Genomic DNA, 25,295 nt, shown 5'->3' on the forward strand with positions numbered 1-25,295 from the left:
TTTGGATGGCTGATAAAGAGGAGATAGCAAAGGCTGTGCCGAAGTCGTAAAGCCTGGCAGGCAAGGGGTGCAGAAGGGCGGTGCGGGTCATGGCGCGCACCATTGTGGCGCTTGTCGGGCGTACGCGTGCACGCCGATGTGCTGTTGTGGTGCCTGCCGAACATTATGTAGCGCACGTTCGCGCAGTGGCCGACCGAGGATGGTGGAACCTTAACCACTGCCCTTAATGGAGCCCATGATGAATGAGGATGACCCGTACCCCTCCGATCTACCCGCGCCTGCGCTGGAAGCAAAGCTGGCCCTCGAAGGGCCGTTCATCAGCGCCGATGACGCCGCGTTCTGGGCGCACCAGCGCATCGACAAACGCGATGCAGAATACGGCGGCGCGATTCTTCGCAAAGCTGGGCGCTTTTATGCTTCGACGCCTGTGCGCGGCGGCGCGCATGAGTTCACCCCGTCTGACGTGATTGCCCTGGACGATGAGGGCAAGATGCTGCTGCCGTCCGGCTATGCCCCCTACGCGTTTTATCACTCACATCCTGACGCCAACGAGAAGTTTAAAAACAGCTCGCTGACGGAGGCGCAACGCAGTGTCCTCAGAGGTTTTTTTTCTTACCACGACACGCGACTCATCATCGATTTAGGCGCTGTCGTGCCTGCCCACTACTTGTCTGGGCCTGATGGCGGGCTGCTCAAATATGTGACCAGCGATACGCCCAAGGAGCGTGAGCTTCGCAAGCGTATAGCGTTGGATAGTTATAAAAAACTGCACTCCTTTGACGATTTCATTCCGCTGCTGGCCGAGGCGGGTGAACTGACGGTCGTCGTGGCCAACAGTGCCTGGGGCGGTGAGCGAGGGCGCGTTACCAAGAGCTGGAAACTGGGTACCCCGTTGAGCGATGCGGGGATGCAGCCACTGTGTTCCAAAATCGCATCCACCCCAAGCCTGGGGCATCTTTTGCCAGAGGGGCCGGAGCCGGTGTTTGGCTACCAGCTCAAGGCCCTCGATAAAGATGAATACATCGTGCCCACCCAGGCCTGGGAGCGCCGCGAGTTGACTGACCCATCGCGGCTGTTTCCCAAGCGCGCGGATGGCGGTGTGAAGCTACCGTCCGGTTTTCGTATCAGTGCCGTCTATTGCCGGCTGGGCACCGCCGGGATGTGGCTGCGTCCATCATTTTTTCCCCCGACACTGTTGGCCGCCGTGGACGGGCAAGTGAAGGCGGCCCCGACGTTGTACAGCCGCGAACCTCAAATGCGCCTGGTCCTGCGTGGTTGGGACGGTCGGCTCTGGGCCTACCAGTATACCGGCACGGACGCAGAAGCCCGGTACCTCGGCGATGATGGCGTGGCTATCGAAAGTCAATTGAGGGAGCAGACCCTGCCCTTGGTGACGTTTGCCCAGAGCATGCTGGGGATTGGCGAGATCGTGACGTTTCAGCGGCCGACAGACCCACCGTCGCAAGGCGTGCTGGCCCAGGCTTCCTTTGAGCAACTGCAAAAAACCATGAGCCCGGCCTTTATCACGGCCGACGATGCTGCGCGTTACCTGCATGAGCGCCCGCATGCGCGGAAATCGCTGCAGCTCGGCTACGTTCTGCAGCGTGACGATGACCTCTTCGTGTCGACGGCCGCCATCGGCGAGTCGGCGCTCAGCCGCCAATTGGGCCTCACCTTTGACGGCAAGGTTGTCACCGAGCTGTTCCTGCCGACCGGGTATCGTTATGCCGGGTTTGTGGTACTGATGGCGAATATCCTCGAGACCGCCAAACAGGGCTTGCAGGACCGGACGGAGGAAGAGGTGCAACAGGGCAAAAAGCTGTCGCTGGAGGATGAGGCCAAGCTTTACTTGAGCACGCCCAACTATGAATTCACCGCCAGCGTCATGGCCGCTGACGTTAACGTCCCCGCCCTGTATTACTCAAGCCCGTTTGAGTCGCTGGTCAAATACGTGCGTAGCAACACTCAACTGGAGCGCGATTTCAGCGGGTTCCTGATAGAGGCTCTGCGTGTCAAAAGCTTCAAGCCGCAGTTGGATGGCTTTGACGGCAGCTCGGTTGAAATGGTCCGCAAAATGGTGCGCCTGGGCGAGCTGCATGTGCTGCAAACCAGCCCCGCCTGGGGTGGCTCGCTGGGCAAGATCCCGAGCGCGTGGGCCGCCTACCGGTCGTTTACTTCCGCCGCGCCGGTGCCACCGACCTACAGCTGGGTATTCGAGCATGCGGATACGGCCGCCACCTATGGTCAGGACCAGTTAGCGGCGATCGGCGGGGAATTGTCGTTCATCCTCAAGTCACTCAAGGCCGACGCCTACGTGGTCACCCTCCCTGTGGCCCTGCGCCCAGGCCTGCCGGTATTTTCTCGGCAGCATGTGTTTAATGGCCTGCCGACGGGCTACGTGCCCTTCGGCGTCTGTCATGCGCCTCGCCCGCCGCTGGGCTTGAAGATCGAGCAACACTGGTTGTACGAAAGCTTCATTTCGACTGGAGAGTTGGCGGCGGCCATTGCCGAATCGCGCGAGCCGATTAACCCGCTGCGCGTGCTTTACCTGAGTACCCGCGACGGTGCGCGGCTCAAGTACACTTTTTCCGGCAGCACTTTGGAGAGCCAGCTTTATGGCGTTACCCCGACGGGCGTCGTCACCGACAACGGTCACCTGGCATCGCTGATTGCCAAGCACTCGACGCCTCAGCAATTCGTGCGGCAAGTGGCGGCGGCGGGGCGGCTGGCGGTGCAGCAGGTGGGTTCGATGGGGGATGTCGACGGGACGGGCGACAGCAACTGGGTGCCGTTCCTGCGCTACCCGAAGCTGACCCTCAGCCGTCCCTTCCTGAGCGCCGACGATGCGGCGGCGTTTGCCCATGAGCAGGTTGGCCGGCAGCGTGATGCGCAGTATTGCGGGGTGATCCTGCAAACCACCGGGCAACGGTTTGTCGTCACGCTGCCTTGGCTGTGTCCTTATGGGCAGCGGTTCAACCTGGGCGCGCTGTTTCCCACGGATCACCTGGGTACCATGATCGTGCCGCAGGGTTTCACGCTGTACGGGCAATACGCGTCGTGCACGGCGCATGCGCTGCTGGATCGCACGCGCATGGAGCGTTACGGCTGGTCGCGCAACGAGGCTTATGTTGACTGGCAGCTGTTTGGCGATGATGACCTGCGCTACCTCATCGGCAACCGCCATCAGGTCTCGGTGGCGTACTTGTCCAGCGACGAAGACGCGCTGCTTGGGTATGACCTCAGCGGCTCCACCGCCGAGCTGGCCCTGCTCAAACAACTTGAGCCGGGCGCGCAAGGCAATGCGCTGGATCGGCAACGCGGCGAGGGTGGGTTGCGCCCGGAAAACATGGTGGCCGCACTGGCGACCCTGGGGTTGCGCATTGTGCAAGGCAGCCGCTTGTGGGGCCTGGCGGGAGCGGTGGCCGCGCACTGGCGAGCCTATGCGTCCGAGCAAGCCTTCGAACGGCCTGAGCAGGTGGTCTTCGGTGCGGTGTTCGCCACGGCGGATGAAGCGGCACAGGATGCGCATGCCCGTGTACGGCGTGATTTTGGCTCAACGCAAACCTGCTTTGCCTTTGTGCTCAAGCATCAAGACAAGGAGGAATACGTGGTGTCCGAGAGGGTACCGGTCACCAGGGCCACGCCGTTGTTCAGCCTGGTGAGCTTGTTCGAGGCCGCTGATGTCGGCAGCTATGTGTACCCGTCCGGTTTTACCCTGCATGGCTTGTTCTATGCGCGCCGATGGAAGCCCCAGGGCTTGTCGAATGGCGAGCTCTGGCTGGCGGCGCATTTTATCGACTCGAGCAATCTGTACGTCGCGTTCCTGGCCGCCAAGCGCTGGCAAACGCTGGGCAGCACCACGACCTTGGCGGTGTATGTGTCGACCCTGGACAATGCGTTGCTGCGCTACCAGCCAGCGGTTAAGACGACCTTGTTCGATGCGCAAAAGCATGCGTCGGGCCAGTTCGAAGATGTCCACACCTTGCTGGCCAGCGGTCAACTGACTGCCCAGGACTTTGTTCACCGGGTCATTCGTGAAGCGGGGTTGAGCGTGATCGCCACCAATGACTGCTGGGATGAAAGCGGCGTGTTGACCGCCGACTGGCTGCCCTACGCAGACTTCAGCCGCCGGGCCTTGAGCCCGGCGTTTTACCAGCAGGCAGACGCGGTGCGTTATGCCCAGGCATTGCTGGGGCCAGGGCGTGAATCCATCTATGGCGGGTTGGTACTCAGGCGCACCGATGGTTTATTCGTGGCAACCGAGCCGGTCACCGTGCCCTCGGAAGACTTTGATCCCAAGTTCATCCTGCCCGACGAGGACGTACTTCCGGACTTTTTGGCGCCTGGGACAACCCTGGTGGCGCGCTATCGCTCGCGGCGCGACAGGCTGCCAGCGTTCCTGCTTGATGAGGAGGAATTGGCGGTATACCGCGGCATGTTTTCCACCGACGTACTGGCCACCGCGTTCACCTGCAGCCACCTGTGGTCGAATGAATACTTGTTGGGGCTCGATGGCTCGTTGATCGGCTTCAATTGCAATGGCCACGGGATCGACTTTCAGAACGCCCGGCAGAAAGCCCAACGGGTGCTGGACCGCCAGAGCCTGCAACAGGCGTTGGCGCCTGCCGCTCAGACGCCCCACGACCCCCACAGCAACGCCATTGAGCAACAACTGCGCGACGGTCGTAAAACGCCCAGCGAGGTGGTCAACCAGGTGCTCAACGTCGCGGCCATGCAGGTCGTGCAGGGCAGTGACCTGTGGGGCAATGCGCAGCAATTGCCGCGAGGGTGGCGGGTGGCGGGTGAATTCGTCAGTCCTGAAAAAACGCCTTATGCGACAGCGGACCGTGCCTGCGGGCCGGTGTTCAGCCATATCGACGATGTGGCCCGTGATATCCATCGACACGCCGGGGACCGCAGTGAGTTGAGGTTCGGGTTTATCGTCAAGGCCAATAACGGACACTGGATGGCCAGCCGGCCAGTGTTCGGTGACGGCGCGCAGTTCCCCCGCAGCCGTGTGTGGCCGGGTGGAGTATTACCGCCGACCTGTACGGTGCGAGGGGTGTATGTGCTTGCGCCGCAGCAGCAGCCCCGTGAGCTGAGCGCTTCACCGGTTTATCGCAGTTTCGTCAACCCGAGCCTGTTGCGCAGCGCCTTGGGGGCGGTGCGTCAGTACACGGCAGGTGCGGATACTTTCCTGCCGCTGTACCTGTCGTGCGCTGACGGGGCGCTGCTCAAATACCAGGCCGCAGTACTCGACAGCGACTGGGATTCGCAAACCCGGCTGCAAGCCTATGTGAAAAAACTCAACGGCCCGTTCAACCCTGCCGAGTACATCCGCAAGGTGGCCCGTGCAGGCGTCCTCGAAGTGCTGGTCCGTGGTGAAATCTGGGCAAGCCAGGGGCCGGTGTCGCAAAGCTGGACGCCACGCGAAGCCATTGCCTACGTCCCGGGTGAGACTGAGCGAATCGCCCTGGGCCCATTCTTTTCCCATGCCGACGATGCGGCCCGCTACCAATGGCGTCGCTTGCGCCATGATTCCAGCAACGCCTGGCTGGGGGCGATTCTCGGCAACGGTACTGTGCCCGCCAGCACCGTCCTGATCACCGAGCCGGAGCTGGACAACGCGTCGCCCGTAGAGGTGGGGCTGCGCGCCTCAACGCCGGCTTACCAACGCTTGTTCGGCCATGTGATGAACCTGCGCGAACCCAAGCCATCGCCCAAATACCCGGTGGGTTATCAAGTGATCGGTGTGCAGCAGCTCTACAACATTGAGCGTGACCGCGAAGCCCTGGCAGACCGGCATGAGGAGGCATTTGCGCGTAACTTCCTGCCGCGCACGGAAATAAGGGCGTTTATCGAGATGCTGCGTGTCGATAACGTGGTTGGCGCCCGTTACTACCTCACGCCCCGCAACGGCGCGTTGCTGGCCTACCTGCCCAGTTATCTCGACGCTGAAAGCAAACTGCTGCGCGAAGACTGGCCGTACTACCTGCGCGACAAACCCAGCCAAGCGATCACCGCCCTGGTCAATACCGGCAAGTTGTACATCCTGGAACCCGACAGTTTCTGGCAGCCGCGCGGGCACGTATGGACAGGATTCTTGATGGCGTTGCGGCGGCAGTAAGGCGCTTGCGCAGGATGTTATTTATGTAGCCCCCCACGTGGGGGCGCCGCTTTCAAGATGAGGGCATGTTCAGGCCGGCACGGTGAAGTGCGGGCCTGATTTATCGAATCTTGATGATGAGGTGTATTCATGGAAGAACCCTACAAGCGCGCAACACGTGATGCCCGGTATCAACCACGACCAAACAAGGGATTACGTTATGCCGATGCACACTGAAACTGTATTGGCGAACACCCTGAGCCCATCGTTCCCGATGGCTGACGACGCTGCTCGTTATGCCATGGCGCAATTGCCAACCCCCCTGGGGACGTCCATGGGCGGTTACATTCTCAGGGCTTCCGAAAGCGCTTTTTGTGCGACCCACCCCGTTGCAACCTCGTTGCAGGACTTGCTGTTTGCGGATGCCATCACCCTGGCGTCCGCCCATGACCGCCAGTTGCCGCAAGGTTATCGCTACGCCGGATACTATTTTCACGACGTCGACCTTAGCGCTGAAATACAGCGTTTGCAGCCAAGTTGGACGGCGCAGCGCATTGCGCTGATCCAGAGTGTTCCAAGTGCCACGGCGGTCGTGGCGTCCCATTCGCACGGCCTGGTGTTTTTCACCGGTAGTCCAGAGGGGGCGCTGGTTAGATTCGTGTCTCACATGCCCGCCGAGGCGGTCATGACCGCGACACCGAAGGAGCAAGGACTGTCGCTGCCTGTGGAACGCAAGCCCGTGGAGAACTATGTCCGCGAGCTGATGGGATACGGTGAGGTATCGGTAGTGGTGACCTCTGAGATCTGGGCGGGATGGCGGGGGCGTCTTACGGCTCAGTGGCAAGCGTTTACCGCAAGCCCGCAGACACGCGTTTATCAGCCGTATTTCAGCCAGGTTTGCCCGACTGCCGAGGAGGCCATGGCGGTGGCTCATCGCTTGATGTTACGCAGGCCAACGCTTCAGCAAATGGGTTTTTTGCTCAAGAACCTGAGCTCGGACTCCTTTACTGTGACTGAGCCGATAGAGGCTCGGCCGGCGGACTTTGACCCCCTGCGGATCTTGCTCACCGACACCGACGGCGGGTTCTACTTGCCGAACAATTTTTACGTCGAGGCGTTTTATGTATTTGCCGGCAAGGTCTCTTTACCGCCGACCGTGCAAGATCCAAGGCTCTACGCGCGGTTTGTTCAGCCCCAGACATTGGCCCATGCGCTCTACAGGAAATACCTGGGAAACATTGCCGCGAGTGCGCTGTACATAAGCCTCCTTGACGGCGCGCAGTTGCGCTACACCTTTTCCGGTTCGGCGGCTGAATCCTGGCTCTACAATGCGGACCAGGTGCCCGAGCGCAGTGTTGATAACGGCCTGCAAACCGAGTTGGACAGCGGGCGCCTGACGGGCGAGGCTTACGTACGGCGTGTCGCTGCTGCGGGGGATTTGAGCGTCTTGAAAACCAGCGCGCTGTGGCGTACCACCGGACGGGTCAACGCGCATTGGCAGCGGCCCGCACAGCCTGCTTTTCCGGGCTTGAGCCCGGTGTTTGTGTTGGCAGACGATGCCGCGCGGTATGCCCATGCACTGATTGGTAGTCGCAGGGAGCGTGAGTACATCGGCCTGATTCTCCAGAACGCGCAGCAGCGCTTCGTCGCAACGCTGCCGCAAGTGAACGCTGCCGGCCGCTTCGACTTGAGCCGGGTTTTCGCCGTCGACAGCGCTGGTGTGCCTATCGAGTTACCCGAGGGGTTGAGTGTGTATGGCCTCTACAGTTCGCGCGCGCGCAGCGAGACGGTGGGGCAGACATGGGACGGGGTAGAGGCGCGTGTCGCGGCGCAGATGTTCATGGACACTGATATCCATCGAGTACTCGCACTGGGCACTGCCATACCGTTGGCTTATTTGTCCGGGGCGCCAGATAGCCTGCTGGCCTTCCAGGCGTTCACGGCGGGGCCTGGCACGGCGTTGTTCGAGCTGACTGCGCCGGGCAGTGGCGGCAGCCAGCTGCATCAGCAATTGCAGGCTCGGACCCAGGTCCCGAGTGGTGCCGTGCTGGAGCTCGGCCTGGCGGGTGAGCTGCGGGTCGTGGTGGGCAGCGCGTTGTGGGGGCCTCCTGGCAAGGTCGAAAGCGACTGGTCGCCCCCTCACGTGCTTGACCGTCATGGGGTGCCGGCGCAACCCGAGCTGGGGCCGGTCTTTTCCAGCGCCCGTGAGGCGGTTGCCGAGGCCTGTGAACGTGGGCGGCGGGCGTACGCAATCGACGCGTGCGGCCTGGGTTTTGTGCTCAAGCACAAGAACAGCGAAGCATTCGTCGCCACGCAGACGGTACCGGGGGAGGTGCTGGATCGCCTGTACCACGCCAGTGAGTTCGGTGCGCCGGCGTTGATCGAGTCATTTGCGGTGCATTGCGTCTACTACCGCGCCAGCCGGTTGCCCAGAAGCCTGACCGGGTATGCCGCCTGGTTAGTCCGGCACTTTATCGGGGCCAATGATTTTTACCACGCGCTGTTCGATCAGCAGGGCGTACGTCGCTTGAACCCGTTGCACGACCTGACGCTTTACCTGTCGCCCCTCGACGGGAGTTTGCTGGAGTACCGCACCGGCGATGAGCCCTCATGGTTGTTTCAGGACGAAAAGGGCGCAGCCGATCCGCGTGCGCTCCCGGCCAAGCTCGGGTTGACACTGACCGAACAGGCGTACGTGCGCTATGCGGCACGGGATGGGCAACTGACAGTGTTGACGACCAGCGAGTGCTGGGACGAGCCAGGGCGAGTGGGCACCCAGTGGGTCCCTTTTGCACAAATCAACCGACGTCAGCTCGCCCCGGTGTTTCTGAGTGCCGATGATGCCGCGCGTTATGCACAGGCGCGCATGGGCTACGCGCGCAAACAGGTGTACGGCGGGCTGATCCTGCGGCGGACCGACGGTTTGTTTACCGCCACGGAACCGGTCGCGGTGTACGTGGAGGATTTTGCGCCAGGGTGGATTCGCCTCGACTCGTTGGTTGACCAGTCGCAGTTCCTGGGCGGTAGTACCGCGGTGGCGCGCTATCACTCGCGGGTGCCAGGGCAACTGCCATTTGCACTGAGTGACAATGAGCGGGAGTTGTACCAGAACATGTGGGCGACGGATTTCCTGGGCGCGATGCTCAACCTGTCCCATCTCGACCCGCACACGTTTACTGGCCTGGAATACTTGATGTGTGCCAATGGCGCCTTGTTGAGTGTGGCGACCCAAGGCGGTGCGCTTGAGCACTCTCTCGCCGGGTTGTTGAGCGTGCGTGCCGGCGCCGAGCCGCTGGACAACGCGATCGAACGGTCCATGCGCGACGGCACGCTGCAGCCCCGCGAATATGTTGACCGGGTCGCCCGCGCGCTGGTGTTGCGCGTCGTCACGGGCAGCGGTTCGTGGGGCCGCGCGGGGCGTGTCAAAAGCTGGCTGACGAAGTGGCCCGGGGTGACAGTGGATGTTCCGTTCAGCCCGATTTTTGTGCAGATGGACGATGCGTTGCAGTGGGTCCGTGAGCAAAATGACCTTCGCCAGGCATTGAGCTATGGCGTGGTACTCAAGGCCCGTCACGCTGAACAATACGTGGCCAGCCTGACAACGCTGGTCGACGGGGAACCGTTGAAATTGGATCGGTTGTTGTTCAATGGCGCGCCGCCGGAGGGCTTTGAGTTGAAGGGGCTGTACCTGTGCCCACCGGAGCAGCCGGAAATTTTGCCCGATAGCGCGGTGTACCGAAATTTTGTTTCGCCCACCGACCTGGCTCGAACCTGGGGTATCAGGGGCTCGAAAAAGCAAGGGTATTTGCCGGTGTTCCTGGGGTGTGCCGACGGTGCGTGGTTGCAGTTGGAGCCCAGCCATGGCGTGCCTGTCGGGATGGATATGGACGCGGCGGCTACCGACCTGGCGCGCCTGAGCCGGGGCATGTTGTTGCCTTTGGCGTATGTACGCCAGGTGGCTGTGGGCGTGCCGTTGACGGTGCGGGTAACGAGTGCGATATGGAGCACTAAAGGCCGGGTGACCGGTGATTGGATGCCGCGTCGTGCGGCACCGGCAATAGACCCTGGACTGACATTCGGGCCGCTCTTTTCCCACCCGGATGACGCGGCCCGCGACGCTCGTCGCCGGCTTGGGGCCGGTTCGTCGGGCGAGTTCATGGGGCTGGTGCTGGAGGACTCGGCGAGTACTGCGTTCCTGGCAGTCCAGCCACAGGTCGACCGGGGTATTGAGTCGTACGCTTCTGAGCGGCTGTTTTTGTACGAAAGCACGTTGTTGGCGCCATCCCCGCCGGTGCCGGCGTATCCCGCAGGCTTCAAGCTTTACGCGGCCCACTTGTTCTTCAAGGCAAGGGCTGCCGTCGAGGGTGACAGTGCCGAGGATCGACGGGTGAGTGAGCATTTTGCTTCACGCCAAGAGTTGGGTTTTTACCGCAACCTGTTACGGGTCGGTAGGGGCCGCGGCGGATATTGCTATCTATCCACACGCCAGGGCGCCTTGCTCAACTACAAGCCCGCCTGGACAGACTACGAAGAACAGCTGTTTGCCGACGGACTCCTCGACCCAACGCCGTATCCGCCCGCGCAGTGGCTTGCTCGGCTGGCCAGCGCTGGCGTTTTGAGGATACTGGAGCATGACGACTACTGGACGCGACGGGGCGTATTGAAAGTGGAATGGACGAAGCGCAACGGTGAAGACATTCCACGCCAATACATTCAACCCGGGCCCCGCGCCAGGGACGAACTCTGACGACGCAGGCTATTTATCTACCGATCTGAAACCGCGCCCGGCCCTGAAAATCAAGGTGCCGGGCGTTTTGCCTCGGCATTCTTTCAAGGAGTTGTCATGGCTATCAGATTGTCCCGCGAAGAGCGGGCCGCCAGTTCGAACCGTGGGGCTGGAAGGCTGCCCACGTTGAGCCCGGCGTTTATCAAGGAGGCCGATGCGGCCTACTGGGCGCATTTGCACATCGGCGAACGCCGTGATGTGGAGTACGGCGGGGTGATCGTGCGCGATTCAGCCGGCCTGTATTTCGCAAGCTACCCCTTCCAAAGTGGGGCTATGCAATTTGACCTGCGCGATATTTTGGCGCTGGGAGACGATGGCTACTATCAGCAGCCACCCGGCTATACCTGTGTGGCCAATTACCACTCCCATCCTGCGCAGCATGCACATATCAGCAGTCAAAACCCCGGTTTCGATGAGCGTATGACAAAAGCATTCCTGGGCTTTTTCTCCGGTGTGGACTTTTACGCGGATGTGCATGACCGCGACTTTTTCCCGTCTTCTTATTTGTCCGGCCCGGACGGTTCGCTGATTCGCCACACTCCCAGCGGTTCGCCGGCGGAACGCAGTTTTGCGCTGTGGGTGCAGGCGGGAAAACCCGCCAACAACCCTGTCGGGGTTTACGGCCCCTTCGATGAGTTCATCAAGAAAGTCGCCAGCTTCGGTTCGTTGAGCTTTATCGTGGCGACCGAATGGTGGGGCGGCTCCGTCGGGCGGGTGCCCGCCGATTGGGGGGTGTTCGAACCCTTTACCTCCACCGAGGTCACCGAGCAACCGTTGTGTTCCAGTGTCTTCGCTCAGGCGAAGCTGGCGGTGATGACGGCGCTACCTTCGCCGGCGCAAGAGGGGCAGGTCGGTTTTGTGCTCAAGCACCTCACCCAGGAACGCTACGTGGCCACGCTGGCATCCCCCAGGCGCGCACCTTTGTTTGCGCTGGATGCGGTGTTTCCAAAAGGGGCTGACGGTACGCCGCAATTGCCCGCCGAGTATCGCTTGGAGGGCATTTACTTCAGCGACTGGTCTGTCAAAGAGCAGATGCCGGCCCGGGAAGACTGGCTCGCCAGCGCGTTTTTCTCCCCGGCACAGGTGGTCGCGGCGATTCAACAGGGGCAACGCACTGAGGCGCTGCAGGCCCCCAGCCGTTGGTTGCACCTGTACATGCGCGCCTTGGACAACACACTCCTCCAACTCCAGGTACCTTCGGCGACCCTGTCCACCGAACTGTTCAAGCGCGAGAGTGACGGCACCCTCAATGATAACGGCGCCCAGGCGGCGTTGACGGCAGGCACCTTGAGCCCGCGCAACTATGTGCGCAGGGTGATCGATGCCACGCAGCTGTGGGTGGCGCAGCCCGGAGGGCTGTGGCGGGAGGTCGGCAAGGTGGACAGCCGCTCTGTGTTGTTGAGCAACATTAATTCGGCAACGCTGAGCCACACGTTTTTCTCCGCCCGTGATGCAGCGATGTATGCCCATGAGCAAGTCGGGCATCAACGCAGCTTCTACTACGGTGGCTATGTACTAAAAGGCACGGATGGTCACTTTGTGATCACCCAACCGTTGGCCAGTGTGGCGCATCCGTTTGCGTCCACGCTGTTTTTTCCGGTGAACGAGGTCGGCCCGCTGATTCCGCCAGAGTCTTACGAGCTGCATGCCCGCTACGGCTCCCACACGGCGCTGTCGATGGTCGACCCCGAATGGGTCAAACAGCGGGGCTGGTCACGGGACGAAGCCTTGATCAATTTGCAGGTGTTTTCCACCGAAGAAATGTACTCGATCATTCCGGATCGACGGGTGGCGTACTTGTCCGGGGCTGAGGATTGCCTGTTGGAGTACACGCCGAATCAGTCGTCGCAAGAAGCCTTGCTGCTGGCCAATATCGGCCCTGAGGCCGGGGATAACAGCCTGAGTCGGCGCCTTGATCGTGGGGCGATCCGGCCTGACGATTGGGTGCGGCGCCTGGCGGAGTCGGGGGAGTTCAAGATCATTCAGGGCAATGCGTTATGGGGGCCGCGCTCGGTGGTCTACAGCGATTGGTCGCCCAACTTCACCTATGCACCGCGATCCGGCCCGCTTGATTACGTGACCTATGGCGGTATCTTTGCCAGCGCCGATGAAGCGGCTCGAGACCTGCACGCGCGGGTGCAGGGGCGGCGGTTACCTCAAGAGGCGTGCTTTGCCTTTGTGCTCAAGCATAAAAGCCGGCCACAGTTCATCGCCACCGAAGTGGTTGGTGCGCGTTCTGTAGACGATCTGTTCGAGCTGAACAGCCTGTTTCCCCGTGTACACCGGCGGGACAGCTACCAGCTGCCCGCTGAGTTTAAGCTGCAGGCCGTATTCCGTTCGCAGCAATGGTCGCCTCGCCGGCTGGTAGGCGCCTCTGGTTGGTTAACACAGCATTTCGTCATTCCCGAGGTCTTGTTGGCGTCGCTCACGCGCGCCCTGGAGGATGAAAAAACACGCCTGGCGATTTACTTTTCCATGCTCGACGGCGCGCTGTTACGGTACCGGCCGTCACCTATCAACCTGGAAAAGAATGGTGAGGCCGACCGGTTACTGGGGCAGGCAAAAACCCAACTGGCCTCCGGGGCGAAGACACCGCAGGCATTTATCCGAGACTGGGCGGCCAGAGGTGACCTGCAAGTGGTGCGTATCAGCCAGTACTGGGACAAGACTGGGCTGGTCGGTACGGCCTGGAACGGCTATGAACACATTGCGCCGCGCCGCTTGACCCCGTGCTATGCGTTTGCCGATGATGCCGCGCGCCACGCGCAGGCATTGGTGGGCAATGGGCATAAGCGCACGTATGGCGGAGTCATCCTGCAATTGCTCAATGGCCTGTTTGTGGCGACGGAGCCCCTGTTGATTCCAGCACACGGAGAGACACTGAAATGGATCTTTCCTGACCCCACGATTGCCACCGGGCTCTTCCCGGCCGGTAGCACCCTCGTCGCCACCTACCGATCCTTGCCGGAGCGAGAGGTGCCGATACTGCTCTCACCCACGCAAAAAGCGGTTTACCAGGGCATGGTGCCCACTGAGGTCATGGCTCATCTGTTGCAGCAGACAACTCAGGCCAAACGCCAATACGTCTTTGGCCCCACGGGGTCGATACTCAGCTATCAGGCATCCGGCTCCACCGAGGAAACACTGCTCAAGCGACGTCTGGGCGCGCATGAGCAGCTCAAGGATGATTTTGTCGACAACCCGGTCGAACAGCAGCTGCGCGCGCAAGCCCTGCTACCCAAGGATTTCACCGATACCGTTGCCGAAGCCGGCGACTTACGCGTGGTCCAGGGCGACACCTTATGGGGCAGCCCGAGGCGGTTGAAAATGAGGTTTGCGCTTAACCAATATCGCCCCGATCCACGGGCAATTATTCAAGTGTCTGCCGACTCGCCGTGTGGCCCTGTGTTTAGCCGAGCGCTGGATGCCGTACGCCACCTTCAACGCCGGCGGACATCGGGTGCTCATGTCGAAATCGGCTATGTCCTGCGGGCATTCGGGCGGGAGCATTACACCGTAACAGCGCCCCTTCGCAGGGAGCACTTTGAGGATTTGAGGTCGTTCTTTGTTGACGGCAAAGTCCCTCAAGGCTTCTATCTGCTGGGCGTCTACTTGTGCGGGTCGACTGAGGCGATCGGCGCGCAGAGTGATGAAATGTCGGAGCACTTCTTTGCGCCCGCGCGCATCGCCAAAGCGCTGTCGGTCGTGACCCAACCCGAGAATGCGCAGGTGCAGCCGTTGCCGGTGTACCTGCTTTGCCCTGATGGTGCATTGCTCTGGTATCAGATGCCCAAGACAGTGGTCATGTCTGAGTTGTTCAAGACGTTGCTCCGGTACACCGCCCTACTGCGAAATGGCGAGTCGACAGTGCTCGACTACGTACGTGAGTTGGCTGCGGCAGGCGAGCTGCGCATTCGACTCACGAGTGAAATATGGGGGCGAAAAGAGCGGGTCAACGCGCAGTGGCAACCCCGGCGGGCCGCGCACAGCTTTACCAGTGACCCCTACTTTCACTCGTTCTGTGGGCCTCTGTTTTTCTATGCCGATGACGCCGCGCGTTATGTGCAGCAATTGATCGGGCCGTTTAGCGCGAAGACGTATCTGGGGGCAGTGCTGGTGCCGCCGCGGCTATCGACGTTTGTTGCGATTGAACCGGTGGAAGATCGGCTCGGGTTCGACAAGAGCACGCTGAATCGCTTTTTTTGGCCTGGGCGCGCGGGGTTCGATGTGCCGGCCGGTAATGACTTGCATGGCTACAAAATTGCTGCGGTGCATGCTTTCTATAAGTCAATCTCGTACGCCAGCAGTCTCAAACCGCTGGATAGCAGGCTGCTGCCCAATTTTGCCTCGACGCAGGACCTTAGTGCCTACCTGTCGGTGGTCATCAGCAATCTTCCTGACGCCCAGTGCATTTATCTGTCTTGTCGGGGCGGTGCGTTGCTCAAGTACGTACCTGCGCTGACCAGTGCAGAGTCGACGCTACTCAAGGTCGGGCCGGTTGCCTCGCCAAGTGCGCTGGTCAGCCAATTGCGCCGGTTGGGCAACCTGTCGGTGTTGGTGACCGATACCTTCTGGATGCGGCGGGGGACGTTGGGCGAGGAGTGGGCTGCACCGAGTTCAGGTGAGGATGAACCTTGGTACGGACATATAAAAGACGAGCTTTGACCTGTTCAGCGCTTGCGCATCAGCCCGATAAAAAACAACCCGCCAATCGCCGCCGTGGCCACGCCAATCGGCAAGTCCTCTGGGGCGATCAGTGTGCGTGCCGCCACGTCTACCCACACCAGAAACAGGCTGCCGAGCAGCGCACATACCGGCAGTAATCGGCGATGCTCGGCGCCCACCAGGCGCCGGGCGATGTGCGGGATCATCAGGCCGACAAAACCAATGGAACCGCTGATGGAGACCAGCACGCCGGTCATCAGCGAGGCCACCAGAAACACCTTCAAGCGCACGGCGCGTGCGTTGAGGCCCAAGGTTACGGCGGTCTGCTCACCGGCCATCAGGGCGTTGAGCGCACGCGCCATGCCGAGCAATACCAGCAGACCCAACAGTACCGTTGCGGCCGGAATCGCCAGCAATTCCCAGCGCGCCAGGCCCAGGCCGCCAAGCATCCAGAACATCACCGCCGACGCGGCGCGATGATCGCCCATGAACAGCAGCAGGTTTGCCGCCGCCATCATCACAAACGACACCGCCACGCCGCACAGCAGCAGGCGATCACTGTCCAGTCGCCCGTTGCGGCTAGCCACCGCCAGCACCACCAGCATGCTCAGCATGGCGCCGATAAACGCGGCGCTGGGCAGGGTCAGCAGACCGATGACTTCACCCACATGCAGCACCACGATCACCGCACCCAACGTCGCACCTGAGGTCACGCCGAGCAGGTGCGGGTCGGCCAGCGGGTTGCGCGTGACCGCCTGCAACACCGCGCCGATCAACGCCAAACCGGCGCCGACCAATGCCCCCAGCAGCATGCGCGGCACGCGGATCAGCCAGACGATATGTTCCTGCCCCGCCGGCCAATTCACCTCGCCGATGCCAAAGGCCTTGTACAGCATGATCCGCCACACCACGTCCACCGGCACCCGCGCCGGGCCAAAGCCCAGCGAGAGGACGCAGGAAACCAGCAACAGCGCCGCGAGGGCGACCAGCAGCAAGGCGTATCGACGGGAGATCATTCGCCGTGGAACCCCTTGGCCAGGGTTTCCACGGCCAGCACGTTGTCGATCCCCGGCGTGGCCTGCACGTAGGGGATCACGATAAACCGCTGGTTCTTGATCGCGTCCACGCCTTGCAACGCGGGGTTATTCAGCAGGAATCGCTGCTTCTGCTCGGCGGTGATTTCGCTGTAGTCAACGATCACGATCACCTGCGGGTTGCGCTCCACCACCGTTTCCCAGTTGACGCGGGTCCAGCTGGCGTCGACGTCATCGAGGATGTTGCTTCCGCCGGCTGCCTCGATCAGTGCTTGCGGCATGCCCAGGCGCCCGGAGGTCATGGCGCGGTCTTCGCCGCTGTCGTAGAGGAATACCCGGGGCTTGTCGTCGGGCAGGTCTTTTTGCACCTCATCGACCTGGGCCTGCATCTGCGCGATCAGGGTATTGGCGCGGTCCTGCACGTCGAAGATCCGGCCCAGGTTGCGCAGGTCGTTATAGGTGTCGTCGAGGGTCGCGGCCGGGCGCTTCATCACGAAGGCGCAGGATTCGGTCAGCTCGTACACGTTGATGCCCAGGGGTTGCAGGCTGCTCGGCGTGAGGTCGCCGCCGACGCGCATGCCGTAGTCCCAGCCGGCGAAGAAGAAATCCACGTTGGCGTTGAGCAGGGTTTCTACCGACGGGTACTTGCTCGCCAGCTCCGGCAGACCGTCGAGGGTGTTGGCCATTTCCGGCGTCACCGACTTCCAGCCTGTCACGCCGCTGTAGCCGGCCATGCGCGGCTTGAGGCCGAGGGCGAGCATCATCTGCGTCATGTTGATGTCGTGGCTGACGGCGTGCTTGGGCGCTTCCTGGAAGGTCACGTCGCGGTTGCAGCTTTTGACGGTGACCGGGTAATGGGTGGCCTCGGCGAATGCTTCAGCGGCACCGGACAACAAGGCTACAGCCAGCAGGGAACGCAGGATCATGGTTGGGTTATCCAGGTGATTCGGGGGTAGTCGGACAAGGGATGGCGGTCGATCAAGGCTTCGACGCCAAACACCTCGCGCAGCAATTCGGCGGTCAGCACTTCATGGGGCGTGCCGCTGGCGACGATGCAGCCGTGGTTGATCACGTACAGGCGATCACAGAACGCGGCGGCCAGGTTGAGGTCGTGGATGCTGGCCAGGGTGCCGATGCCCAGGCGCTTGACCAGCCGCAGCAGCTCAAGCTGATAGCGTGGGTCGAGGTGGTTGGTGGGCTCGTCGAGGATCAGCAATTGCGGTTGCTGGGCCAGGGCGCGGGCGAGGATCACCCGTTGTTTTTCCCCACCGGAAAGGGTGGCGAAGGCGTGTTCTTCGAAGCCGTGCATGCCCACGGAGCGCAAGGCGTCTTGCACCAACTGCTGGTCGTGCACGGTGTCGCCATCGAACAACCCCTTGTGGGGCGTGCGGCCCATGGCGACCACTTCATCCACCCGCAGGCCGAAGGCATCGGGGAATTCCTGGAGCACCACGGCGATGCGTTGCGCGCACCATTTGGCGCTTTGTTTCCACACGTTCTGGTGGTCGAGCACGACGTCGCCACGCGCCGGCTGGGTGAAGCGATAGGCGCAACGCAACAGGCTGGTCTTGCCGCTGCCGTTGGGGCCGATCAGGCCGACGAACTCCCCCGCACCGACCTGCAGGCTGGCGTCACGCAGGTGGAACTGGTGATGGCAGTGGCTGGTTGGGGACCAGTTGAGGTCGGTGAGGGTTAGCGATGTCATCAAGTCTCTCAAGTGCAACACAGATCAAAACTGTGGGAGCTGGCTTGCCTGCGATAGCATCACAGAGGTGCAGCTGTTACACCGAGGTGTCTGCATCGCAGGCAAGCCAGCTCCCACACAAGCCAGCTCCCACATGGGGCTCTGTGGTGTGTTCGGTTAGAAGGTGTAGTCCGCCGTGACGAAGAACGAGCGCGGCTCACCCAGAATCCATTGTTGGCCGTCATTGTATTGGCTGACGGCATAGGTGCGATCAAACAGGTTATTCAATTGCAGCCCCAACGTGGTATTGCGCATGGCCTTCCACGACACCGTCGCATCCACCACGGTATAGCTCGGCAGCTCATTTTGGTTGGCCATGTCGGCATACCGCGCATCCACATACCGCACGCCGGCGCCGGCGCGGATGTCGTCGGTCACGGCCTTGCTCAGCCACAGGTTGGCGGTGCGGCGCGGCACGTCCACCGGGCGGTTGCCGTCGCGGGAGACTTGTACGCCGTTGACGTCCTGCTTGAAGTCGTCGTACTGCGCATGCACCAGCGCCGCGTTGGCTTGCAGGGCCCAGGCGTGGGGCAGTTGCAGGTCGAGGCTGGCTTCCAGGCCACGGGAGGATTGCTGGCCGACTTGCTGTTGGCGGCTCGGGTCGCCCGGAACGTCGGTGAGCAGTTTCTTTTTGACGATGTGGTACGCGGCCAGGGTCCATTCGCCACGCTGGTCCCAGAAGGCTTGCTTGATGCCGATCTCGGTTTGCTTGGCGGTGGACAGGTCGAACTGCTGCTGGCCGGGGCTCAGGGAAATCAGGCCGCCGACGCCGTCGGTGCTGGTGGCGTACTGGCCGTAGAGCGAGGTGTCCGGGGTGATCGCGTAGACCAGGCCGGCTTTCCAGTTATTGCCGGTGAGGGTTTTGTCGGACTGCTCGCCGGTGCGCAGGTTGTCGCGGTCGACGTGGGCGTAGTCGCGACGGATGCCGGTGACCAGCGCCAGTTGATCGGTGAGTTGCAGGCGGTTTTCGGCGAAGCCGGCGACGGTTTTGGTGGTGGTGGCGAACAGCGGTTGGAACGCGCTGTCGCTTGCGAACTGGCCGGGTGCCGGATGGTTCACGTCGATGGGTTGGCCATCGGCAAAGCTGTCGGCGAACGGCGAGTTGCTGGCCAGGCGGAAGCGGATGCGGTTGTATTCCACGCCGGTCACGGTCTGGCTGTCGAGGCCGAACAGGGTGTGCTTGAAGGTGAAGGTCTGGCGGTCGCCGACCTGTTCCTGATTGTGCTTGATGCCGTAGTTGCCGCTGCGGGTGAGCTGGCCGTCGGTGAAGTTGTAGTTCTCGGCGTTCTGCCAGCGGCGCTGGTTTTTCAGGTAGAACAGCTCGTTGCTGGCGCTGAGGTTATCGCTGATCTGCCACTCGCTAGTCAGGCGCGTCCACTGGTCGTTGTAGTGCTGGATGTCGTCGCGGACGTTGTAGTTCTTGTCACGCAGGCCCTTGTGCAACTGGCCGTTGATCAGCGGCGTGCCGAAGTAGTTTTGCGGGCGCTGGTCGCCGTAGTCGCTGGCGAGGGTGAAGCTGAGGTTGTCCGCCGCTTGCCAGCGCAGGGCGCCGCTGATGAAGTCGCTGCTGGAGTCGCCACGGTCGATGAAACCGTTGCTGCGCAGGCGGTTGAGGTTGAGGCGATAGCTCAGGTTGTCGGTCAGCGAACCGCCGCTGTCGAGGGCCTGTTGCTGGCGGTCATAAGAACCATAGCCGAGGCGGATGTGGTTTTCGATCTCGCCTTCGAACGGCTTTTTCGGCACGGTGTTGATCACCGCGCCAGTGGCGCCTTCGCCGTACAGCACCGAGGCCGGGCCGCGCAGCACGTCCACGCGTTCCACCGCCCAGGTGTCCACCGGGAAGGTCGAGGTGCCCATGCCCATGTACATGCGGTTGCCGTCGTAGAGCTGCATCACCGAACCCTGGCCGGTAAAACCGCGGGCCGACAACGAGGTACCGCCGTCGCCCGGCGTGCCGGTGCGGCTGATGCCGGTGGCGCGGGAAATCGCGTCCTGCACGCTGGCGTCGCCCCGCTCGCGGATCTGCGCACCGGTCTGGCTTTCGACGCTGCCGGGGGTTTGCAGGGCCGTGAGGTTCAGGCGCGAACCGGCGGTGGTCGGGGTCTTCAGGTCGATGTGTTCATCGTCCACAGCCGGTGCGGTAACGGGGCTGGCGGGCAGGGTCAGGGCCTGGGCGCTGGTGTGCAGGGCGAGCAGGCACAGCCCGGACGCGAGGTACTTGTTCATCGGTTGATCAGTCTTCTTGGCAGGGTGCTCGCCGCAGGGCGCGGCGAGCAACGATAACGCAGTAAGTGTTATAAGTTAACACTTATTCGCTGCGCGGCAAAACGTCGCGCAAGGCTACAGAAGTGCTCTATGGCGGGCATCTCACGGGTTTCATGTCGAACCTGAGGCAGATTCATGTCGGTTGAAAAACCGTGACAGCACCAGGCGATCCAAGGCCCACACAGCGATCAACGACGCGCCTACCAGCGGGAAAACAATCGCCAGGCCGAGCATGATCACCATCGCGGTTTTCCACTTCGGCAGGTCATGGCGCAGCGGCGGCACGCCGAGCTTGCCCTGGGGTTTGCGCTTCCACCAGATCACCACGCCGCTGACGGCGCTGAGCAGGATCATCAGGCAGATCAGCAACACGATCAGTTGGTTGACCCAGCCGAACATCTTGCCTTCGTGCAGCATCACCCCGGTTTCGGTGGCGCGAGCGACGGTGTTGTAGTGCGCCCAACGCACATCGGCGAGGACCTTGCCGGTGTATTGGTCCACATGCAGGGTGGCGTCGTTGCGCGGGTCGTCGGCGAACACCGCGACGGTGAACACACCTTCGGCGGTGGTGGGGAAGGTGATGCTGTAGCCGGGCTCGACCTTGCGCGCGTTGGCCAGGTCCACCACCTGTTGCAGACGCAACGTTGGTGCGGCGGGAGCCGAGTGCATGGCGCCGTGGTTCATGTGCTCGGCGTGGTCGCCGGACATCGGCATCGGCGTGTTTTCCATGGCCCAGGGCACGGTCTGTTGGCTCGCGGTATTGAGCACGCGGGCTTGCTGGTCGGACTGCGGCACATCGTTCCACATCGCCGCCGGGAATTTATTCCACAGGTCGGCGTATTGCTTGCCCCAGAAGCCGGTCCAGGTCATGCCGCTGAGCAGCATCACCAGCAGCAACGCGGCGCCCCAGAAACCGGTGACGGCGTGCAGGTCGCGCCAGAACACGCGGCCGCGACTGCTGAAACGCGGCCACAACACACCGCCCGGCGACTTGCCGCGCGGCCACCACAGGTACACGCCCGACACCACCAGCATCACGCCCCAACCGGCGGCGAGCTCCACCAGGCGGTCGCCGACGGTGCCGATCATCAGCTCACCGTGCAGCGCGCGGGCGATGGCTTGCAGGTTGTACTTGGCGTCCTGTTCACCGAGGACGCTGCCGCGATAAGGGTCGATGAATACCGTCACTTCGCGGCCTTTATCGTGCATCACGAACTGCGCGCTGCTGGTGGTGGTCGCGGGCGGCAGGTATTTGCTGATGGCGGCCTGGGGGTAGGCGGCCTTGGCGCGTTGCAGCTGCTCGTCGGCGGTCAGCGCGTGTTCGGCGGCCGGGACGGTGAGCAAGTCGCCGTACATCAGCGGGTCGAGCTGGGGTTTGAACAGGTAGATGATGCCGGTCAGGGCCAGCAGCACCATGAAGGGGGCGACGAAGAGGCCGGCGTAGAAGTGCCAGCGCCAGGCCAGGTTGTAGAAGGAGATGTTTGGGGTGCTCATCAGGGGTGCTCCGCAACGCTAAATTTATTGTAGTCAGTCAGGCCGCCATCGCAGGCAAGCCAGCTCCCACAGGGGAATGCATTCCAAACTGTGGGAGCGGGCTTGCCCGCGATGCTTTTAGAAGCTCATGTCGACCTTGGTCCACAGGGTGCGACCAGGCTCCTTGATGGCCTGCGGATCATTGGCCGGGTAGCCGAACCCGGCATTGCCCGCCAGGTTCAAATGCTCGGCGTAGGCCTTGCCAAACAGGTTGTCCACACCGGTGCTGACCTTGAAGTTTTTGTTGATGCGGTACGCCGCGTTCAGCGAGAACACACCAAAGCCGCCGCTCTTGTCGTAGTCCTTGCCGACCACGTTGCCCTTGTTCTGGTCGATGCGGTTTTGTGCTGCGACTACACGCCACAAGGCGCCGGCGCTCCAGTCGTCTTCGCTGTAGGTGAGGCCCAGGCGCGCGTCCAGCGGCGGCATTTGTGGCAGGGCCTTGCCGTCGCTGCTGTTCTTGCCCCAGGCGTAGGCGAGGGTGGCGTCGGTTTTCCAGTGGCGCGTGAGTTTGTACGCCGCGCCCAGTTCGCCGCCCATGATGCGCGCGTCGACATTGCGCGCCTGGGAGGTGGTGCCCATCATCCCGGGCTTGTAGTCGAACAGGATGAAGTCCTGCACGCGGCCGATGTAGCCCGAGGCCCAGGCTTCGAGGTCGGCGGATTTGTACTGCGCGCCGAAGTCGAGTTGGGTGGTCTTCTCCGGTTTCACGCCGTCGAAGGCATTCACCGCACCCGCTGCGCCGGTGTTCGGCGAAAACAGCTCCCAGTAATCTGGGAAGCGTTCCGAATGGCCCAGGCCGGCGTAGAGGGTGGTGGGGCTGTCGGCCAGGTCGTGTTCATAACGCACGAAGCCGGACGGCAAGGTGTCGGCGCGGGTGTTGTCGGCTGTCGGGTTGGGACGCTTCATCATTCCGGAACCGCTGGTTTGCCGGAAGTCTTTGGCAGACGCACGATCCAGGCGAGCGCCGGTGATCAGGCGCTCGCGGTCGGCGGCGTACCAGGTGAGTTCGCCGAACACTCCGTAGTTGTGGAAGTTGGCGTCCTTGACCCGGGGCAGGTCCTTGTAGGTGTCGATGCCCATGCTGCTGCGCTGGCGGTGTTCGTTGGTCTGCGCATCCAGGCCGCTGATCAGCTGCACATCGGCCCAGCGCCAGGTGGCCTTGATCCGCGCGCCGAGGGTGCGACGGTCGACGTTGGACGCCATCGGCCCGGCCATCATGCCGGTGCCGGACGGCGTGCGCAGGCTGTAGTTGTCCATCACGTGGTCGGCGTAGTTGTAGTAGACCTGGGCCTCGACCTTGTCCAGCACCTCGCCGATATTGGATTTTTCGAAGCGCAAACCGAGGCTTTCACGCAGGAACTGCGAGCCGTCCATGCCGCGTCCGGCGTAGCGCGCTTCGCCATCGCCACGGCCGGCGGTGAGTTCCAGCAGGGTGTCGGCGTCGGGGGTGAAACCAACGGCCACGTCACCGTTCCACTTGTCGTAGCGCGAGGCGACGGTGTCGTTGTTGCCGTCCTTGTAGTCATCGGCGTGGGCCTGGTTGCCGATCACCCGCACATAGCCCAGCGGGCCACCGGCAGCGGCATCGATGACCTTGTCGAAGCGCCCGTTGGAGCCGGCCAGCACGCTGGCGTTGAGGCGTGTGCCCAACTCGCCGAACTGCTCCGGCTCACGTTCGAACAGGACGGTGCCGGCGGAAGCGCCCGGGCCCCAGAGCACGGTTTGCGGGCCTTTGATCACGGTGAGCTTGTCGTAGGTTTCCGGGGAAATGTACGAGGTGGGCGCGTCCATCCGGCCGGGGCAGGCGCCGAGCATCATGCTGCCATTGGTGAGGATATTCAGGCGCGAGCCGAACATGCCGCGCAGCACCGGGTCGCCGTTGGTGCCGCCGTTGCGCACCAGGGCGAAGCCGGGGATGGTCTTGAGGTAGTCGCCGCCATCGCTGGCGGGCACCGGTTGGCGCGGGTCCTTGGGGTTGGTGATTACGGTCAGCGGTGAGCTGGGGGCAATCGCGGTGATGACGGTGGGGCTCAGTTCGTGTTCATCGGCGTGAGCCAGTGGCACCCAGAGTGCGCCGCACAGAACGGCGAACACGGGGGTACATCCCAAACGGGAGTCAGCAGTAAACCTGGACATGACAAATTCCATCAATCAATCGTAAACAACACGGCCAGCAGCCTGCGGCTGTCTGTCTAAAGTCGGCCGGGGTGAAGTAACGCTGTGAAGTGCTTACGAGACGATGGGCGGCGCACGGCTGCGGGCGCCGGGGAAGATGCTCTGCCGGGCATGTCCCAGGCGCGTGGCGGGGGTGAGGGCGGTGGCCGGCGATGGGGCGCCGAGGGTGAGCGTGGAAACGCCGCCGGGCAGGGCGGGGCAGCTGTAGAGCAGGTCGCAATAGCCGCACTTGGCCCAGAGGGCGTGGTGTTCGTCAGGGGCTTTGGGGTGATGGGATTCGCCGTGGTCCATCGGCATGTCCATGGACATGCTTATCGACATACCGGCGTGATGATCCATCGGCATCGCTTGGGAAATCAGCGGACCGATAAAGATCATCAGCATGGCGAACAGGCTGATCCAACTGCCGCGCGTTACGCGGGCGTGTGGCGACAACCTGGCGCGAGGGGCGCCCATCGAGTGTTGGCCTAGTGGGCGTGTTTATGCTCGTGGGCGGCCATCGGCGGCACCTTTTGCACCGACACTTCCACCTCGACCTTGCCGGCTTTTTCGAAGGTGAGGGTCAGCGGGAACTGCTTGCCGTCGGCCAACAGGCTGCGGTCTTTGAGGCCCAGCAGCATGACGTGGTAGGCCATCGGCGCAAAGGTCAGCTCGCCCTTGGCGGGCACGGCGACGTTGGGGACTTGCTGCATCTTCATCAAATCGCCCTGCATGACGTGTTCATGCAACTCGGCTTTGTCGGCGACTGGCGTCTCGACGCTGAGCAGGCGGTCCGGCGTTTCGCCGGTGTTATGAATCACAAAGTACGCCGCTACCGTTGGCGCATTCGGCGGCAACTCCTGGGACCAGGGATCGCTGACCAGCAAGTCGCCGGCCTTGTAGTCATCGGCATTGGCAGCACTGAACACCGGCAGCAACAACGCGGCCAGAAGCAGGGAAGATTTGAGCATGGCAGTTCTCCAGAACGGTTCTAAACGCAGTTCA

11 protein-coding genes are annotated in these 25,295 nt (G+C 62.3%); 3 read left to right on the plus strand and 8 right to left on the minus strand.

Going from position 1 to position 25,295, the window contains the following annotated elements; all coding sequences use genetic code 11:
• Positions 1-238 precede the first annotated feature (238 nt).
• From J1G37_RS17060 to J1G37_RS17070, 3 genes are all read left to right on the plus strand, one after another.
• Complete coding sequence (locus tag J1G37_RS17060) at positions 239-6,127, plus strand: DUF4329 domain-containing protein (RefSeq protein WP_207043629.1); 5,889 nt, start codon at positions 239-241, stop codon at positions 6,125-6,127.
• A gap of 205 nt (positions 6,128-6,332) precedes the next feature.
• A complete protein-coding gene (locus J1G37_RS17065) occupies positions 6,333-10,853 on the plus strand; it encodes a hypothetical protein (RefSeq protein ID WP_207043631.1) in 4,521 nt (1,506 codons plus the stop codon).
• Between the two features lie 96 nt (positions 10,854-10,949).
• Positions 10,950-15,557, plus strand: coding sequence for a DUF4329 domain-containing protein (locus tag J1G37_RS17070; RefSeq protein ID WP_207043633.1), 4,608 nt, complete (start codon positions 10,950-10,952; stop codon positions 15,555-15,557).
• A gap of 5 nt (positions 15,558-15,562) precedes the next feature.
• On the opposite strand, the gene J1G37_RS17075 is transcribed toward J1G37_RS17070, so the two are convergent.
• The 8 genes from J1G37_RS17075 to J1G37_RS17110 form a co-directional block, all read right to left on the minus strand.
• Positions 15,563-16,573, minus strand: coding sequence for an iron ABC transporter permease (locus J1G37_RS17075; protein ID WP_207043635.1), 1,011 nt, complete (start codon positions 16,571-16,573; stop codon positions 15,563-15,565).
• The gene (locus J1G37_RS17080; protein ID WP_207043637.1) at positions 16,570-17,517 is read right to left on the minus strand and encodes an ABC transporter substrate-binding protein; all 948 of its coding nucleotides are present in this window, start codon (positions 17,515-17,517) and stop codon (positions 16,570-16,572) included. Before J1G37_RS17080 ends, J1G37_RS17075 begins: the two co-directional genes overlap by 4 nt.
• Entirely contained in the window at positions 17,514-18,296 is a 783-nt protein-coding gene (locus J1G37_RS17085) for an ABC transporter ATP-binding protein (protein WP_207043639.1), read from the minus strand. Before J1G37_RS17085 ends, J1G37_RS17080 begins: the two co-directional genes overlap by 4 nt.
• A gap of 156 nt (positions 18,297-18,452) precedes the next feature.
• Positions 18,453-20,561, minus strand: coding sequence for a TonB-dependent receptor (locus tag J1G37_RS17090; RefSeq protein ID WP_207043640.1), 2,109 nt, complete (start codon positions 20,559-20,561; stop codon positions 18,453-18,455).
• Between the two features lie 150 nt (positions 20,562-20,711).
• Positions 20,712-22,094 (minus strand): PepSY domain-containing protein, encoded by a 1,383-nt coding sequence (locus J1G37_RS17095; protein ID WP_207043642.1) that lies wholly within the window; start codon positions 22,092-22,094, stop codon positions 20,712-20,714.
• A 117-nt stretch (positions 22,095-22,211) separates the two neighbouring features.
• The gene (locus J1G37_RS17100) at positions 22,212-24,272 is read right to left on the minus strand and encodes a TonB-dependent copper receptor (protein ID WP_207043644.1); all 2,061 of its coding nucleotides are present in this window, start codon (positions 24,270-24,272) and stop codon (positions 22,212-22,214) included.
• A gap of 93 nt (positions 24,273-24,365) precedes the next feature.
• Positions 24,366-24,767 (minus strand): DUF2946 domain-containing protein, encoded by a 402-nt coding sequence (locus J1G37_RS17105; protein WP_207043646.1) that lies wholly within the window; start codon positions 24,765-24,767, stop codon positions 24,366-24,368.
• 11 nt (positions 24,768-24,778) lie between these two features.
• On the minus strand, positions 24,779-25,261 hold the full coding sequence (locus J1G37_RS17110; protein WP_017738518.1) for a copper chaperone PCu(A)C: 483 nt from the start codon (positions 25,259-25,261) through the stop codon (positions 24,779-24,781).
• Positions 25,262-25,295 lie beyond the last annotated feature (34 nt).

The sequence above is a fragment of the Pseudomonas sp. Marseille-Q1929 genome (assembly GCF_017316265.1).
Classification (GTDB): Bacteria; Pseudomonadota; Gammaproteobacteria; order Pseudomonadales; family Pseudomonadaceae; genus Aquipseudomonas.

Excerpts from the sequence above, each read along its gene's own strand:
- J1G37_RS17060 (WP_207043629.1), top strand. The coding sequence starts at position 239 with ATGAATGAGGATGACCCGTACCCCTCCGATCTACCCGCGCCTGCGCTG.
- J1G37_RS17065 (WP_207043631.1), top strand. The coding sequence starts at position 6,333 with ATGCACACTGAAACTGTATTGGCGAACACCCTGAGCCCATCGTTCCCG.
- J1G37_RS17070 (WP_207043633.1), top strand. The coding sequence starts at position 10,950 with ATGGCTATCAGATTGTCCCGCGAAGAGCGGGCCGCCAGTTCGAACCGT.
- J1G37_RS17075 (WP_207043635.1), bottom strand. The coding sequence starts at position 16,573 with ATGATCTCCCGTCGATACGCCTTGCTGCTGGTCGCCCTCGCGGCGCTG.
- J1G37_RS17080 (WP_207043637.1), bottom strand. The coding sequence starts at position 17,517 with ATGATCCTGCGTTCCCTGCTGGCTGTAGCCTTGTTGTCCGGTGCCGCT.
- J1G37_RS17085 (WP_207043639.1), bottom strand. The coding sequence starts at position 18,296 with ATGACATCGCTAACCCTCACCGACCTCAACTGGTCCCCAACCAGCCAC.
- J1G37_RS17090 (WP_207043640.1), bottom strand. The coding sequence starts at position 20,561 with ATGAACAAGTACCTCGCGTCCGGGCTGTGCCTGCTCGCCCTGCACACC.
- J1G37_RS17095 (WP_207043642.1), bottom strand. The coding sequence starts at position 22,094 with ATGAGCACCCCAAACATCTCCTTCTACAACCTGGCCTGGCGCTGGCAC.
- J1G37_RS17100 (WP_207043644.1), bottom strand. The coding sequence starts at position 24,272 with ATGTCCAGGTTTACTGCTGACTCCCGTTTGGGATGTACCCCCGTGTTC.
- J1G37_RS17105 (WP_207043646.1), bottom strand. The coding sequence starts at position 24,767 with ATGGGCGCCCCTCGCGCCAGGTTGTCGCCACACGCCCGCGTAACGCGC.
- J1G37_RS17110 (WP_017738518.1), bottom strand. The coding sequence starts at position 25,261 with ATGCTCAAATCTTCCCTGCTTCTGGCCGCGTTGTTGCTGCCGGTGTTC.